Origin of the sequence: Acidipila sp. EB88 (assembly GCF_003858395.1) — a bacterium.
Lineage (GTDB): Bacteria > Acidobacteriota > Terriglobia > Terriglobales > Acidobacteriaceae > EB88.
Map to the genome: position 1 here is coordinate 3,279,813 of NZ_QWEV01000005.1, position 15,349 is coordinate 3,295,161.

Annotated in this window: 13 protein-coding genes; 9 read left to right on the plus strand and 4 right to left on the minus strand. The window is 64.1% G+C overall.

Going from position 1 to position 15,349, the window contains the following annotated elements; all coding sequences use genetic code 11:
* Nucleotides 1–192: 192 nt before the first annotated feature.
* Both D1Y84_RS13870 and priA read left to right on the plus strand, forming a co-directional pair.
* The gene (locus D1Y84_RS13870; RefSeq protein ID WP_124849219.1) at nt 193–2,208 is read left to right on the plus strand and encodes a protease pro-enzyme activation domain-containing protein; all 2,016 of its coding nucleotides are present in this window, start codon (nt 193–195) and stop codon (nt 2,206–2,208) included.
* A 246-nt stretch (nt 2,209–2,454) separates the two neighbouring features.
* Entirely contained in the window at nt 2,455–5,076 is a 2,622-nt protein-coding gene (gene priA / locus D1Y84_RS13875) for a primosomal protein N' (protein WP_158615488.1), read from the plus strand.
* 279 nt (nt 5,077–5,355) lie between these two features.
* Here the strand turns inward: priA and D1Y84_RS13880 are convergent, their stop codons facing one another.
* Complete coding sequence (locus D1Y84_RS13880) at nt 5,356–5,625, minus strand: HU family DNA-binding protein (RefSeq protein ID WP_124849220.1); 270 nt, start codon at nt 5,623–5,625, stop codon at nt 5,356–5,358.
* A 172-nt stretch (nt 5,626–5,797) separates the two neighbouring features.
* On the opposite strand from D1Y84_RS13880, the gene dcd reads away from it, so the two are divergent.
* The 5 genes from dcd to D1Y84_RS13905 all read left to right on the plus strand — a co-directional run bounded on the left by dcd (nt 5,798) and on the right by D1Y84_RS13905 (nt 10,111).
* Entirely contained in the window at nt 5,798–6,352 is a 555-nt protein-coding gene (dcd, locus tag D1Y84_RS13885; protein ID WP_124849221.1) for a dCTP deaminase, read from the plus strand.
* Nucleotides 6,353–6,668: 316 nt separating this feature from the next.
* Complete coding sequence (locus tag D1Y84_RS13890) at nt 6,669–7,355, plus strand: lipid-binding SYLF domain-containing protein (protein WP_124849222.1); 687 nt, start codon at nt 6,669–6,671, stop codon at nt 7,353–7,355.
* A gap of 70 nt (nt 7,356–7,425) precedes the next feature.
* Nucleotides 7,426–8,358: a lysophospholipid acyltransferase family protein gene (locus D1Y84_RS13895; RefSeq protein WP_255424353.1), complete on the plus strand. Its 933-nt coding sequence runs from the start codon at nt 7,426–7,428 to the stop codon at nt 8,356–8,358.
* Nucleotides 8,359–8,447: 89 nt separating this feature from the next.
* On the plus strand, nt 8,448–9,500 hold the full coding sequence (gene lpxD, locus D1Y84_RS13900) for a UDP-3-O-(3-hydroxymyristoyl)glucosamine N-acyltransferase (RefSeq protein ID WP_233581422.1): 1,053 nt from the start codon (nt 8,448–8,450) through the stop codon (nt 9,498–9,500).
* Nucleotides 9,501–9,502: 2 nt separating this feature from the next.
* Nucleotides 9,503–10,111, plus strand: coding sequence for a hypothetical protein (locus D1Y84_RS13905; protein ID WP_124849223.1), 609 nt, complete (start codon nt 9,503–9,505; stop codon nt 10,109–10,111).
* 39 nt (nt 10,112–10,150) lie between these two features.
* Here the strand turns inward: D1Y84_RS13905 and xseB are convergent, their stop codons facing one another.
* The 3 genes from xseB to D1Y84_RS13920 form a co-directional block, all read right to left on the minus strand.
* A complete protein-coding gene (gene xseB, locus D1Y84_RS13910) occupies nt 10,151–10,372 on the minus strand; it encodes an exodeoxyribonuclease VII small subunit (protein ID WP_124849224.1) in 222 nt (73 codons plus the stop codon).
* An 8-nt stretch (nt 10,373–10,380) separates the two neighbouring features.
* Nucleotides 10,381–10,851 (minus strand): nuclear transport factor 2 family protein, encoded by a 471-nt coding sequence (locus D1Y84_RS13915; protein ID WP_124849225.1) that lies wholly within the window; start codon nt 10,849–10,851, stop codon nt 10,381–10,383.
* A 65-nt stretch (nt 10,852–10,916) separates the two neighbouring features.
* Nucleotides 10,917–12,836, minus strand: a complete 1,920-nt coding sequence (locus tag D1Y84_RS13920) for a bifunctional homocysteine S-methyltransferase/methylenetetrahydrofolate reductase (RefSeq protein WP_124849226.1) — start codon at nt 12,834–12,836, stop codon at nt 10,917–10,919.
* 178 nt (nt 12,837–13,014) lie between these two features.
* Between D1Y84_RS13920 and D1Y84_RS13925 the strand changes: the two genes are divergently transcribed.
* Nucleotides 13,015–14,442 carry a hypothetical protein gene (locus tag D1Y84_RS13925; RefSeq protein ID WP_124849227.1) on the plus strand — a complete coding sequence of 476 codons (1,428 nt, stop codon included), beginning with the start codon at nt 13,015–13,017 and terminating at the stop codon, nt 14,440–14,442.
* 101 nt (nt 14,443–14,543) lie between these two features.
* Nucleotides 14,544–15,275 carry a bacillithiol biosynthesis deacetylase BshB1 gene (bshB1, locus tag D1Y84_RS13930; protein WP_124849228.1) on the plus strand — a complete coding sequence of 244 codons (732 nt, stop codon included), beginning with the start codon at nt 14,544–14,546 and terminating at the stop codon, nt 15,273–15,275.
* Nucleotides 15,276–15,349 lie beyond the last annotated feature (74 nt).

Consider the following 15,349-nt stretch of genomic DNA (forward strand, 5'->3'; position numbering starts at 1 on the left):
AATCTACTTGTTCTCTCCCCCGTTTGTGCTATACCTGTCGCGAGACAGAACGCCGCGATCCCGCGTTGTGGACCTTCTGCCACTGCATTCTTCCATCCTTCCCAGTGAAGCTCCCTTCGATCCTGCCCCGCTCATCGCAGGCCGTGCAGTCTGTTCAGAACAACCCAAGGTCCCTTCGAGGAGAAGTGCCGCATGCAAGTTTTTGCCGCTCCCATACGCTCTGGTTTCCGTTCCCTGGCTATCGCTTCCATCACATCTGCCTTGTTCGCCGTCTCAGCTTCGGCGCAGATGTCCAAGGCCGTGACCCGCGCCACCGTCTCGGTTGAGCCGCAGGCTGCTGCCACGCCCATTGCCGCCACCGTCTGGCTCCAGCTCCACAACAAGGCCGCCCTCGACGCCGCCGTCAAGGCTATGTACACCCCCGGCGCGCCCACCTATCAGAAGTTCGCCGCCATCGAAGATCTCAAGCAGTACGCGCCTTCCGCAGCCGACGTCGCCAAGGTTAAGCAGGAGCTCGCGGCGCACAACCTCACCGTTACCGGGGTCGACACCAACAACTTCGCGGTGCACTTCCAGGGCAAGTCCTCTGACTTCGAAGCAGCCTTCCACACCACCCTGCACACCCTGCGCATGAAGAACGGCACCTCCATGGCGGCCGTGTCCACCGCACCCGCGCTCGCCGGCGTTGCCGTCGGCCTCACGCGCTCGGTCTCCGGCGCCACCGGGGCGCCCATGCATTCCTTCATGCGGCACCCGGTCGATCCCAGTACCGGTGTCCAGGTCGGCAAGGTCGCGATGTCTGCCGCAACCGCGGCTCCCAAGACCGCCAGCCCTGATGGAGCATACTTCGCGTCGCAGTGCTTCTATGCCCCCACCAATGTGACCTTCAACTCCGGCAGCCTGCCCACCGCGCAGTACACCGGCTTTGTCTACGGCGCGCCTGTCACCAACACCGCCTCCGGCACCGTGGCACCCTGCGGCTACTCGCCCAAGGACATCACCAGCCTCTTCGGCCTCAACGCCGCCTACAGCCAGGGCTACACCGGCAAGGGCCAGACCATCGCCATCATCGATGCCTATGGTTCGCCCACCATTGCCGCCGACCTCAAGACCTTTGACAGCATCTACAACCTGCCCGCACCTGACTTCAAGCTCCTCACCCCTGTGGCCGTTACCGGCACCGATGCCGGCTGGGCTGGCGAAACCACCCTTGACGTCGAATGGGCGCACGCCATTGCTCCCGACGCCGCCATCCGCCTGATTGCTGCGCCCAGCGCCATGGACTCCGACCTACAAACCAGCCTGCTCTACGTCATCGAGAACAAGCTGGCCAACATCGTCTCCAACTCCTACGGCCAGGGCGAGCTCTTCGAAGACACAGAAGACGTCACTACCTGGGACGAGATCTGCGAACTCGCTGCGTTTGAAGGCATCAGCGTCCACTTCTCCTCCGGCGATGAAGGCGATCTGATCGCCGACGAAGGCGTGGCTGACGTAAGCTCACCCGCTAACTCGCCCTACGCCACTGGCGTCGGCGGCACCTCCGCCGGCACCTCGCCGCTCGACGGTTCGCTGGTCGAGACCGGCTGGGGTACCAATATCACCCGCCTTTCCACCACCTCCACGGTCGATGACCCACCACTCGTCGAAGGCTTCCTGTACGGCGCCGGCGGTGGTACCAGCCAGTACTTCGCGCTGCCTTCCTACCAATCCGCTATCGGAGGTACTGGTCGCCAGGTGCCCGACGTGTCGGCCATCGCCGATCCTTACACCGGTGTCGAGATCATCGAGACGGTCGATGGGGTGCAGTACTACGAGTCCATCGGCGGCACCAGCCTCGCCGCGCCGGTATTTTCGGCCGAGTGGGCGTTGATCCAGCAGAAGCTCGGCGCAACCCTTGGCCAGGCCGCTCCCTACATCGCTGCCTACGCGAAGACGTCCTATATCAAGGACGTGCTTCCCGTCTCCACCACGTACTCGGTGCAGGGCGGCGTAGCCGACAGCAAGGGAGTCACCTTCTACTCCACCGCCTCGCTGATCGACTCGGCCAGCACCTCGCCGTTCTTTGCGGGCCTGTACCACAGCCCCAATAGCGGCTCCTACTTCGCCCTGTCCTTCGGGACGGACTCCACCCTGCCCGTGACCTCGGGCTGGGATCCGGTCACCGGCTGGGGCACCCTGAACTTCCCGGCCATCTTCGCCAAGTAGAAGCCAATCCACACCAACCGCGGGGTTCCACCACGCTCCCAAGCGTGATGGAACCCCGGCCTGTTTCTGCCTCACCGCACTTGCCTTCGCTCGGGAAGAGGAAACGCCGGGTGCCCCATGTCTCGCCCCTGAGACGTGGAGATCGCCTCTGCCTGCGCTGCATGCCCACCCGTGCCTTACCACGTGCCACCCGCCAGCATCGCTCCCGCTCCAATTCCATCGCGCCAACCTGATACCCTCGCCCCAGTGCCCTTGTTCTGCGATGTCGCCCTGCCCGTCCCGCTCGACCGCCTCTGGACCTACAGCTGCCCCGCGCCCGCCGAGGCCGCCGCTCCGGTCGTGGGCGCCCGCGTGCTTGTGCCCTTCCGCAACGAGAAGATGGCTGGCATCGTGGTGCGCCTCCACGACGACCCGCCGCCGGTAGCCGCCAAGCCCGTGCTGGCCGTGCTCGACGCCGAGGCCACCATCGGCCCTGACCTCATGCAACTTGCCGAGTGGATCGCTGGCTACTACCTGTCGCCGCTCGGCGAGGTCCTGCGCACCATGCTCCCGCTCGTCGCCGAGGTGCGCCACCGCGTGCTTCTGCGCATCACCGACGCGGGCCGTGCCGTCCTCTTCGCCGGCGCCGCCCAGGGCTCCTCGCGCCGCTCCCGCCGCACCCCCGCTGAGCAGGACATTGAGTACTCCGTGCTCAACTACCTCGAAAATGGCGACCCCGCGAAGCTCGCGACCCTGCGCTCCGCCACCGGCGCAACCCGCGAGCTGCTCGACGGCATGCTCCGTAAGAAGTGGCTCGCCCGAGAAACCGAGGCTGAGGGCAGACGCGCCGAGCGCACCGTTCGCTGGGCCGTGCTGCAGGCCGACGCCCGCCTGCCCAAACTCAACCCCAACCAGCAGCGCATCCTCGCAGAGCTTGCCGGGGCCGGCGGCGCTTTGCCCGTGCCTGAGCTGCGCATGCTACTCAGCCGACCGGCCGACGCTGCCGACAGCGTCCTCGATCCAGGCCCCGTGCATGCTCCCGATTCGGGCGGTGGCCTCGACGTCGAAGCAGACGCGCCGCCAGCTTTGACCGCCCAGCCGGCCGGGCTCGCCAAACCTTCCACTTCCACCCTCGCTACCCTGGTCAAGCGCGGCCTCGTCACGATCGAAGAGCGGCCGCTCACCTTTCACGTTTCCGGCATGCTGCAGGGCTCAACCGCCGCTCATGAGCACCGCCTCAATCCCGGCCAGCTCGAAGCTCTCGCCTCCATCACCACCGCCATGGAGTGCTCCGAGTTTGCGCCGCTGTTACTTCATGGCGTTACCGGCTCAGGCAAAACCGCCGTCTACCTCCAGGCCATGCAGCGTGCGCTCGCCGCCGGCAAGGGCGCCCTTTTGCTCGTACCCGAAATTGGCCTGACCCCCGCCATGGCCGGGCAGATGCATGCCGCATTCGGTACCGAAGTTGCCCTGCTCCACTCCGCGCTCACCGCCGAGGAGCGGGCCGAGCAGTGGCACCGCATCCGTCGCGGCGAGGCCCGCATCATCGTCGGCACTCGCTCCGCCGTCTTCGCGCCCGTGGCCGGACTTGGCCTGCTGATCGTCGATGAAGAGCACGACGGCTCCTACAAGCAGGAGGAAATGCCCCGCTACCACGCGCGCGACGTCGCCGTAATGCGGGCCAAGCTGCTCGGCGCCACCGTGGTCCTCGGCTCCGCAACGCCATCCCTCGAGAGCTGGCACAACGCCCAGCGCGGCCGCTACACCCTGCTCACCATGGCCGAGCGCGTCAACAATCGGCCCCTGCCCGAGGTCGAGCTCCTGGACATGCGCAACGAGTTCAAGGAGACCGGGCAGGAGCAGCTCTTCGCCCGAAAGCTCATCGAGGAGACCCAGGCTGCGCTCGATCGCGGCGAGCAGTGCATCATCCTGCTCAACCGCCGGGGCTACTCCTACGTGGCCATGTGCCGTGCCTGCGGCGAAAAGCTACAGTGCGACAACTGCGCCATCGCGCTGACCCTCCACAAGGCCGTGGTCGGCGGCGGCGAGTCCGAGCACGCCACCGTTGGCGACCGGCTCGAGTGCCACTACTGCGGCTTCCGCACCCGCGTCCCCTCGCGTTGCCCACACTGCGAGTCCGAGCACCTCTACTATCTCGGCGCAGGCTCGCAGCAGGGCGAGGAGCGCCTGCTCGAGCTTTTCCCGGGTGCGCGCATCGGCCGCATGGACCGCGACACCGTGCGCGGGCGCTTCGACATGGAGCGCCTGCTCATGCGCCTTCACTCCGGTGAAATCAACCTGCTGGTCGGCACGCAGATGATCGCCAAAGGCCACGACATCCACGGTGTCACGCTGGTCGGCGTTGTCGGCTGTGACCACGCGTTGGGCCTGCCCGACTTCCGCGCCGCCGAGCGTGTCTTCCAGTTGCTGACACAGGTCTCAGGCCGCGCCGGGCGCGGCAACCTGCCCGGCAAGGTCATCGTGCAGACCTACCACGCCGAGCACTACGCCATTGCCACCGCCTCGCACCACGACTACGCGGGCTTTGTCGCGCAGGAGCTCAAGCTCCGCCGCTATATGCACTACCCGCCCTTTGCAGTACTGGCCAACCTGGTGCTGCAAAGCGACCGCCTCGAGGAGGCGGCCGACTGGGCAGGGAAGCTGGGGCAGTGGTTCCGCGACACGCCTCTACCCGGCATCCGCATGCTCGGGCCGGCTTCTGCGCCGCTCTCTCGGGTCAAGCGCATCTACCGCTTCCACCTCGTGGTCAAGGCCGAAAACCGTGCCTCGCTGCACCGCGCCCTGCGCGGCATGCTCGACTTCGCCGAGCGCTCCGCCATCCCTCGCCGCAACCTGATCGTGGACGTCGATGCTATCAGCCTGATGTAGCCTCAGCCTGCCGGGAGTGGGACAGGCAGAGGACCGCCGCGCGAGCGGTGACAGCGCATGGAACATGGCAAAGAAGGAAGATGCCGTAGGCAGGAAATCAGCGCCGGCAGGAAAATAGCTCCGGCAGGAAAACGGCACATAGAAAACAGTGTCATCCTGAGCGAAGTGAAGGATCTGCGGTCCGGCCATCGCAGCGAAACTACAAACAAGCCGGGTGCCCCATGTGCCGCTTCTGAGACGTGGCCGCTCAGAGGCCGACGCTGGGGCATCCGACTCCGACTAGTCGAGCAACTGCAGTTCCTTCCCCGGCTTGAACCGCACAGCGCGCCCAGGGGTAATCGTCACCTCGGTCCCGGTGCGCGGATTGCGCCCAATCCCGGTCTTGCGTGGACGCACGTTAAACACCCCGAACCCTCGAAGTTCGATACGGTCACCGGAAGCTAAAGCCTGCTTCAGCCTTTCGAAGATAGCGTCGACCGCCGCCTCCGACTTGGAACGCGGCAGGCCAGTTCGCTCTACCACGTGCTGGATGATGTCCTGCTTGATCATGCTTGCCTATCTGCGAGGCGTTGTGCCCCGTCGTTGCGAATGCAATGCCTGTCCCGTAAGATGCAGATTCAAACTGGTATACCAACCATCCAGTAGAAACAAACAGTCGGCGTGTTGAAAATCCGCTCCCCGCTCGCGCAGAGCGGCCGGACCATGCCGCGGCCGGAGTTCCATGTCCATCAAAAGCGATCGTTGGATCCGTGCACAGGCCACCGAGCACGGCATGATTTCACCTTTCAGCGAAAAACAGGTCAAGGAAGGCGTGATCTCCTACGGCCTCTCCTCCTATGGCTACGACCTGAGGGTCGCCGACGAGTTCAAGATCTTCACCAACGTCAACTCGGCCATCATCGATCCGAAACACTTCGACGAGCGTTCGTTTGTGACGGTGCACGCACCGTCTGTGATCATCCCGCCCAACTCCTTCGCCCTGGCGCGCTCCATCGAATACTTCAAGATCCCGCGCGATGTGCTCACCATATGCGTCGGCAAGTCCACCTATGCCCGCTGCGGCATCATCGTCAACGTCACCCCCTTCGAGCCGGAGTGGGAAGGCTACGTCACCCTGGAAATCTCAAATACCACGCCGCTGCCGGCCAAGGTCTATGCCGACGAAGGCCTTTGCCAGATCCTGTTCTTCCAGTCAGACGAGCCCTGCGAGGTTTCCTACGCGGATCGAAAAGGCAAATACCAGGCGCAGCAGGGAATCGTCCTCCCGAAACTGTGACCAGCATGCATATTTAAAAAAGCATGAATGGTGACATAAGTAACTTGCATCGGCCCGCGATCCGGCATACAAAGTAATCAGTAACAACGCAGATCTGGGGAACGGGGCTGGGAAACCAGCCCCTCTTTTTTTTTGCTGCGACTCCGGTCTGCCTGCTTGTGCTTTCCGCGCGTCCCCATCGAAATAGATGCTGTCTCGTACCACTCCCTGTGATCCGGCTGCATCTCATTGGGTCGAAAGCACTTGGTGTAGGCCATCGTGACATACGTGCCAGCCATGGTATTTGGTGCGATTCATCAGGACGGGGAGAAAACAAATGAAGAAGTTCCTTGCAATGCTGTGCATGGTCGGTATGACCCTTCCGGCAATGGCCAGCGACAAAGCGGCGTTGGACAAACGGCTGGTAAGCGCCACCGCGACGCTGAATGAAATCATGGCGGTACCTGACAAGGCGATTCCGGATTCGATCCTGACGCAGGCCACCTGCGTAGGCGTGATCCCTGGTCTCATCAAGGGTGCCTTCGTGTTTGGCGCGGAGTACGGACAGGGTGTTGTGAGCTGCCGCACCGGCCACGGCTGGAGCGCGCCTGCGTTCATCAAGATGACTGGCGGCTCGTTCGGCTTCCAGATCGGTGGTTCGGGCACGGACCTGGTCCTCGTCGCTGTGAATGACAAGGGCTTCCAGGACCTGCTGAAGAGCAAGTTCAAGATTGGCGGCGACGCTGCTGCCGCCGCCGGCCCAGTCGGCCGTGACACCCAGGCCGCCACCAACTGGAAGCTGCAGTCCGAGCTTCTCACCTGGTCGCGTTCCAAGGGCCTGTTCGCCGGCATCGATCTGAACGGTGTCGCCGTGTTCGAGAACACGGATGACACGACCCTGTTCTATGGCCAGCCGCACACCTTCCAGCAGATCCTGAAGGGCAACGTGCTTCCGCCGGATGATGCCATGCCGTTCGTCAAGACCGTGGCAAAGTACTTCCATACCGCCAAGGCCCGTTCCTAGTTAAACCCTGCACCCAGGGGCCGGCCCTCGCGGGCCGGCCCTTTTTGCATCGCTGGAAACACGGTTACACTTGAAAAGAATCATCTGGGCGCGAGGGATCGTACTGCGGCAGCGGCTTGAATACTGGTTTGTACGGTGCCTGATCGGTGCCATGGGAGCTCTGCCGCGCCGTCTGGCCCGCACGTGTGGTGCAGTGCTGGGCGGGGTCGCGCTGCGAACGCTCCCAAGGCTGCGGCGCACGGGCGAGCAGAATCTTGTTCTTGCCTACCCTGAATGCGGCGCTGCCTGGCGCGCGGGGGTGCTGCGCAAGGTGTATCGCAGCCTCGGCTGGCAACTGGCCGAGTTCTGCCAGATGGCGAGCTACTCTGCGGAGCAGGCCAGCGCCTTTATTCGGTATGAGGGGTTCGAGCACTTTGCGCAAGCAGAGGCGCGCGGCAAGGGCGTGCTGATCGTGACCGGCCATCTGGGCGCCTGGGAACTTTCCAGCTTTTTTCACTCGCTGATGGGCCACCCCATGAGCATGGTGATTCGTCGACTCGATAACCCCTACGTCGACCACTTTGTAAACAGGGTCCGCTGCATGCACGGCAACTCGGTGCTGCACAAGGATGATTTCGCCCGTGGGCTGCTGGCAGCCACGCGCGCCGGCCGGTCAATCGGCATCCTGATGGACACCAACATGACGCCGCCGCAAGGGGTCTTTGTGCCGTTCTTCGGTCACCTGGCCTGTACCCCGGCAGGCCTGGCGCGCATCGCGCTCAAGACCGGGGCCGCCGTACTGCCAGGCTTTCTGCTCTGGCATGAGGACGAGTCCAAGTACGTGTTGCACTTCTACCCGGAGATTGAAATGGCCGACACCGGAAACGCCGAGGCGGATGCACTGTGCAACACGGCCCGCTGCACCGCCGCGATCGAAGCAGCGATTCGTGCCTACCCGGAGCAATGGCTCTGGGTGCACCGACGCTGGAAGACCCGCCCGGCGGGCGAAGCACCCATATACTAGGCGTGCCCGGGCTGCTTCCACTGTCCGCAGGCATTGAACAAAGCCGTACACAGGAGCCGAGACCGCTCCGCTCCGCCAACAGGATCAACGTGACCCCTCAGCCTCCGAACATGCCGCTGCGTTTACTGGCCAGGTCTCTTAGCTGCACCCTGCGGCCGGTCAGCGCAGGTGAGCAGCCAGTGCGCGGGGTGGCAAGCCATGGCGGCGCCGACCTGACCACTGTGGTATTCGCCGAGGATGCGCGTACCCTGCAGTCAGCCCTCCTGAGCTCTGCCGGCGCCATCCTCACGACGGCCGCCTTGGCCGAAACGGTGCCTGAAAACCGCCCCGTCCTGCTCACCGACCAGCCCAAGCTCGCCTTCGCCCGGGCAGCCCGCGTGTTGCGGCCCGCACTTTCGCAGCCGGACATTCACCCGCTGGCGTCGGTTGCGCCCGGGACCACGATCGGCGACATCGTCTCGATTGGACCCTTCGCAGTGGTGGAAGACGGCGTGGTGCTGGGTCCTGGCGTACAGATCGGCGCCGGTGCCGTGATCGGGAGGGGGTGCGATCTGGGTGCGGGGTGCGTGGTCTACCCGCGCGTGGTGCTTTATCCCGGGGTCACGCTTGGCAGGCGGGTGGTGGTGCATGCCGGCGCAGTGCTGGGTTCCGACGGCTTTGGCTACGTGCGCGACCGCGCAACCGGCGCCTACGAGCAGTTTCCGCAGCAAGGCACCCTGCTGATCGAGGATGACGTGGAGATCGGGGCCAACACCACCATCGACCGTGGAGCGCTCGAGCAGACCCGCATCCGTCGAGGCGTCAAGCTCGATAACCTGGTGCACGTGGGGCACAACGTCGAGGTAGGCGAGGACGTGGTGATCGCCGCGCAAACCGGCATATCGGGCTCCAGCACCCTTGGCAAAGGGGCGGTCGTCGCTGGGCAGGTCGGGATCGCCGATCACGTCACGATCGGCGAAGGCGCCATCCTCGGTGCCCAGTGCGGCATCCCTTCCAACAAGCAGCTGAATGGCCCGGGCATGCTGTTCTGGGGAACGCCTGCCCGGCCTATCCAGCAGTACCTGAAAGAGCTCGCGACGCTCGCCCGGCTCACGCGGCGTACTCGTACGAAGCAGCCCACAGGCAGGGAAGCAGGGGAGTAGGTATGGCAGTGGTTGTGATTGGCGGGCACTCCCGCAATATCGGCAAGACCTCGGTGGTGGCTGGCCTGATCGCGGCTCTGCCCGAGTGCCACTGGACGGCCTTCAAGATCACGCAGTATGGCCACGGTTTTTGCACCGCCGACGGCGCGCCCTGCGACTGCCAGACCGACGAGCACACCATCGCTGTCACGGCGGAGCGGCCGGACGGCGACGCCTCGACTGACAGCGGCCGCTACCTGCGTGCAGGCGCGCAGCGCTCGCTTTGGGTACGCACGCGCATCGGCATGCTGGCCACAGCGATGCCACGCATCCGCAAGGAACTGGCTGTATCGGGCAACGCCATCCTCGAGTCCAATTCAATCCTGCAGTTTATGAAGCCCGACGTGTACCTCAGCGTGCTCGATGCCGCCACGGCGGACTTCAAGGAGTCGGCCCGGTTGTTCCTGGATCGCGCCGATGCGCTGATCACTGTGGAGCGCCCACTCGAGCCGCACTGGAAGGGCGTCTCGGCGAAGCTGATCAAGGGAAAGCCGCTTTTCAAGGTCCAGGCGCCCACGTATCTGTCGCCGGAGTTGATCGCATTTGTCCGGGAGCGCGTCGCGGCCGCTTAGCTGAGCGCCGGGACAGCTCCCGTCGAGTTTAGCCGGCCGCTACTTCTGCGGCGGAAACGTCTCGGCCTTAAGCGACCCATCCCGCTGCTTCATCAGGATCTGCACCTTACCCTCGGCTGCTTCCAGCTGTTCCTTGCAGGCGCTCGAAAGTCGCATGCCTTCTTCAAACAGCTTGATCGAATCATCAAGTGGCAGGTCGCCCCGCTCCAGTTGCCCCACGATGGTTTCAAGCTGTTTCACGTTCTCTTCAAAGGTAGCCATGGTTGTGATTACAAGCCTAACTCGCTGAGCCCGGGGTGGTCGTCTGGACGCGGTCCCTGTTCCCAGTGGAAAAGGCGATCTTCATCCCGGATCGCCAGGTCGTTGATGGAAGCGACCCGCCGGCGCATGAGCCCGGCCTCGTCAAACTCCCACAACTCGTTGCCGTAGGAGCGGAACCACTGTCCGGCCATGTCGTGCCACTCGTAGGCGAAGCGTACAGCCATGCGGTTCTCGCGAAAGCCCCATAGCTCCTTGATCAGCCGGTACTCGTGCTCGTTCTCCCACTTGCGCCGGAGAAAGGCGACGATCTCGGCGCGGCCCGTGATGAACTCCGTGCGGTTGCGCCAATGCGAATCCTCGGTGTACGCCAGCGACACCTTCTCCGGGTTGCGGCTGTTCCAGGCATTTTCAGCCGCCCGCGCTTTCAGCGGGGCACTCTGCGGGTCAAAAGGCGGCTTGAGTGAAACAGGGTTGGTCATGGTGTCGCTCCTGAGGCTGTGTTTGGTGCTTCAGGTACAAGATGCTTCAGGGTACGCGGCTGGACTCATTTACGGCTGGGCAGCACGCTCGAAAGCGTCTCGATCGCTGTGTTGTAGCGGCCGAATGGAGCGCTGGCGGCAACACCTTGCACCATGGGCCGGGCCGTCGCAAGCATCTCCTGCGCAATCCGCACGCCCTCGTCGCGCGAGGCTTCCGGGCCTTCTGCCGCGCCCATGCGGACCATGATCTCGTCCGGGACAGCAACGCGCAGATCGTTCTTCATGAACTCGGCGTTGCGCAGGCTGGTCAGCGGCCAGATGCCCGCGATCACCGGGATGCGGAACTGTTCGACCCGGCGCAGGAAGCTTTCGAGCAGGCGCAGATCAAACACCGGCTGGGTAATGGCGTACTCCGCCCCCGCCTCGACCTTGTAGGCAAAGCGGCGGATCTCGTTCTCGATATCCGGCACGCCCGGATTGGCTGCCACCGCGACCGTGAAGCCGGTCGACTCGCCGATGGAGTTGCCACCAATGTCCAGCCCATGGTTCAGCCGCCGCACGATGTTGACTAGGCCGATCGCGTCCACGTCGAACACCGCCGTTGCGTCGGGATAGTTGCCGAGCTTGGGTGGGTCGCCGGTGAGGCAGAGAATGTTCTTGAGCCCGATCGACGAGGCGCCTAGCAGGTCGCTCTGGATGGAAAGCACGTTGCGGTCGCGGCAGGTGTAATGCAGCACCGTCTCGATGGGCGCGTTTTTGGGGGCGTTCTGCTGGATCTGGATGCAGAGGCTTTGTGCGCTCATGCGGGCAGACGCGCGGGGGGAGTCCGGAACGTTGATCGCGTCGACGCCATGCTCGGCGAGCAGGCGCGCCCCGGCAAGCTCCTTGCGCGTGTCGATGCCGCGCGGCGGCACGATCTCGACCAGGGTGACAAACTGGCGCTCGGCGATCAGCCGACCGATGGTGGAGCGCTGTGCGAGTGGCGCCGTTTCGACGGCATCGTCGGGCAGCACCTCGACCCGGGGCCCGCCACGTGCTTCCGTCGCTTCTACCTCGCGGGCACCTGCCTTCATCGCGCTCTGGGCTCGAAGATTGGCGCGCATCGCGCGGATATGCGCCGGAGTGGTGCCGCAGCAGCCGCCCACAAACTGCACGCCCGCCTTGAGAAACTTGCGCGCGAAGCTCGCCATATACTCCGGCGAGCACAGGTAGATGTTGCGCCCGTCGATCGCCCGGGGAACCCCTGCATTCGGCATCGCGAACAAGGGCAGGTGCGTGCCGCCAGCCATGCTCTCGATCGCACTCAGCACAGCAGCGGGGCCGGTGGAGCAGTTCACCCCGATGCCGTCCGCGCCCCAGTTGGCAAGTCGGGCCGCCGCAAGCTCGGGCTGTGTACCGTCCAGGCAGAGGCTTTCTTCATCGACTGTGACCATCACCACCACCGGAAGATCCGGTGCGGCTTCGCGTGCCGCCAGCAGGGCTTGCTCGGCTTCCGCAAGCGAAAGCACGGTTTCCACGATCAACAGGTCGACGCCGACGCCTGGCCCCCCGGAAGCAAGCGCCCGGATCTGTTCCGCGTACGCGGCCCGCGCTTCCTCGCGGGAGATCTTGCCGAGCGGCTCCATCTTGATCCCAAGCGGGCCTACAGACCCGGCGACCCAGGCGTCATTGGCCTGCTTTTCCTTGAGCTGCCGCACGGCATCGCGCGCCAGCCGGACGCCGGCCTGGTTGATGGCTTCGACCTTGTCTTCAAGGCCGAAGCGCTGCAGCCGAAACCGCGAAGCGCCAAAGGTATTAGTCTCGATCAGCTCCGCGCCGGCCTGCAGGTACTCCTCGTGAATGGAGCGCACAAGGTCTGGATCCGAAAGGTTGAGCTCGTCATAGCAGCGGTTAATGAAGATGCCGCGGTCATACAGGATCGTGCCCATGGCGCCATCGCACAGCACGGGTCGGTCCCCAAAAAGTTGTTGCAATCGATTCGACATGGTCTGCTCAGTGATTCCTCATGCTAAGGCACAGGCCGCGCCGGTGCCAGCAAGGGCAGGTGCTTTGTTATACTTGGGCTTCCCTCGCAAGCGCGGGTGTCTTGCTTGGAGGGACTGGGGTTTTCATTTGCGTTTGTTGAACCTGCTTCAGCCTCACAGCAGCCGTGCGTCGCGCTGCATGCGTCTTTGCTCCGTCCTCGCCGCCCTCCTGCTGGTCTCGCTTGGCCTATCCGCCTGCGGGAAGAACTACTACTTCGCAGGTCGCGCCCTGCCGCCAAGCGGCATCCTGAACAGGGTCCTGCTAGCCTGCCAGATCAGCGGTCGTGGTCAGCTCTTCCTGGTGGACGGCCTGTACGACGTGCGCCACAACTACAACAACACGGTGGCGTCGTTCCCGATCAGCGGCTACACCGCCACGTCGCTCCCGATCACGGTGCAGAACCTTCCTGCGGAGCAGGTTGGTGTGGTGTTCTCCATCTCCGACGGTTCACTGTCTACCGTGAACTATGCCACCGAGACAGCGACGACGCTGCTAGCACCGCCTGCGACCAACGTGGTGGCCTCTTCTGTGTTTACTTCCAGCAACCGACAGTACATCGTGGCCGCGCAGCAACAATTGCACGAGATCGAGATGTACGACGCCAGCACGGCGCCCACGACGTTCCTGCTGAACCTGCCCGGTGTGTACCGCGTCTCGGTCAACCCGGCTGGTACGATTGCGCTCGCCTTTGTGCAGAACTCCGACACGGTATATAGCGTGGTCCACCTGACCAGCGCGCAGCAGCAGGCTGCTGCCGCACTGCCACCCTCGCAGAATGGCGGCCGGTTCTATGATGGCGCCGAGGATTGCGAGCCCCAGAACCTGCCGCAATACTGCGTATTCGCGGTGGACACCTCGGCCGCACCGGTGGATCGCCCGATCCGCACCGTGTTTTCGCCTGATGGCTCCTCCGCGTACGTGATCGATTGCGGACCGGAGTGTGGCGGCCAGACTGCGGGTCTCACCCAGATTCCGCTGACCGGCACCGCGCTGAACCCTGGCACGACCGGACCTGCGGGGATCGCGCTTAAAACCTCAACCTTTATCCCGGTCCCGGGCGGCGCGACGGATGCGCTCTTCAACGGCAACACGCTCTACGTGGCCGGGCAGCAACTTGTGCCTGCCGACCAGTTGTTCACCGGCATGCTTTCCGTGGTCAACATCACCAACAACTCGGTGAGTGCGCCCATTCCGATCTCGGATGGCACGCACAGCCGGATGGTGCTGGCCGATGACGACACCCTCTGGATCGGCTCATCGAGCTGCCAGGGCGGGGAGCGCTACCGGATGGCCCAGAATGGGAGCACCAACTCCTACGGCTGCATGACCATGGTGAACACTGATACCAACACTGTAACCACGATCGAGTCGTACAAGGGCGATGGCACAGGGATTGCCGCGGTCACGGGGCTGCACAAGGTGTATACGGCCGAGGGTGGCCAGGTGTACATCTACGGCACAACGGCCGGAGCGGCGCTCGACAACACCAACGTGACGGTAGCCGGCACCGTGGTCGATGTGGCCTACATGGATGCTCCGGATGACTCGGACAACACCTGGTACTAAGCCAGACCAGCACACAGATAAGGCGCGCCCACACGGCGCGCCTTTTCCTTGCGGGCGCATAGCCAGAGGGCGAGTGCTGCTGCTGCATAAAGGAGAGCAACGTGGAACCATGCGACATCCTGGCCGTCGCGGCCCATCGTGATGATGTGGAGCAGACCTGCGGTGGAACCTTGCTGCGCGCCAGGGCACTGGGGCAGCGAACCGCCATCCTGGACCTGACCGCCGGCGAGGCCGGCACCCGTGGCTCTGCGCAGGAGCGTGCTGCCGAGGCGGCGAAGGCGGCGGAGTTGCTCGGGGTGGTGCATCGCGAAGCTCTCGACCTGCCCGACGGTGCTGTGGAAAACACGTACCCAAATAGGCTCAAGGTGGCCGCTGTGGTGCGCACCCTTCGACCGCGCGTGGTGATCCTGCCTTACTGGACGGCGCGTCATCCCGATCACAGCACCTGCTCGGTGCTGGGCTACGAAGCATGCTTTGTGTCCGGTCTGCGCAAGGTCGTGACGCATGGCGCGGACGGGAAAGAGCAGGCTCCACACCGTCCGTTTAAAATCCTGTACGCCAGCCTCTATGCCGATGTCCGTCCCACATTCGTGGTTGACATTACCCCGCATATCGAGCAGCGTCACGCGGCCCTGATGGCATATCAGTCACAGTATGGCGACCAGCCGGAAGGCTCTGGTCTTTTCGTGCCGGAGCAGGAGATTCGCGAGCGCTGCTTTGCCGAGGCGAGGCACTATGGCCTGTTGGGTGGCGTGCGTTTTGGCGAGCCGTTTGTGCAGAAAGAGGTTGGGCTGGTGGCGGACCTGCTGCAAGTGCCGGTGCAATCGATCTAGCGATGTCACCCCAGGTCCTGTGCCGGTGCACGCGACGGTACCGTGCAGCCGGTGCTCTCCAGGGCTGAATCCCT

What these genes read in the sequence shown, in the direction of transcription:
- D1Y84_RS13870 (WP_124849219.1), top strand. Translation starts at nt 193, where the DNA reads ATGCAAGTTTTTGCCGCTCCCATACGCTCTGGTTTCCGTTCCCTGGCT.
- D1Y84_RS13880 (WP_124849220.1), bottom strand. Translation starts at nt 5,625, where the DNA reads ATGATCAAGCAGGACATCATCCAGCACGTGGTAGAGCGAACTGGCCTG.
- dcd (WP_124849221.1), top strand. Translation starts at nt 5,798, where the DNA reads ATGTCCATCAAAAGCGATCGTTGGATCCGTGCACAGGCCACCGAGCAC.
- D1Y84_RS13890 (WP_124849222.1), top strand. Translation starts at nt 6,669, where the DNA reads ATGAAGAAGTTCCTTGCAATGCTGTGCATGGTCGGTATGACCCTTCCG.
- D1Y84_RS13905 (WP_124849223.1), top strand. Translation starts at nt 9,503, where the DNA reads ATGGCAGTGGTTGTGATTGGCGGGCACTCCCGCAATATCGGCAAGACC.
- xseB (WP_124849224.1), bottom strand. Translation starts at nt 10,372, where the DNA reads ATGGCTACCTTTGAAGAGAACGTGAAACAGCTTGAAACCATCGTGGGG.
- D1Y84_RS13915 (WP_124849225.1), bottom strand. Translation starts at nt 10,851, where the DNA reads ATGACCAACCCTGTTTCACTCAAGCCGCCTTTTGACCCGCAGAGTGCC.
- D1Y84_RS13920 (WP_124849226.1), bottom strand. Translation starts at nt 12,836, where the DNA reads ATGTCGAATCGATTGCAACAACTTTTTGGGGACCGACCCGTGCTGTGC.
- D1Y84_RS13925 (WP_124849227.1), top strand. Translation starts at nt 13,015, where the DNA reads ATGCGTCTTTGCTCCGTCCTCGCCGCCCTCCTGCTGGTCTCGCTTGGC.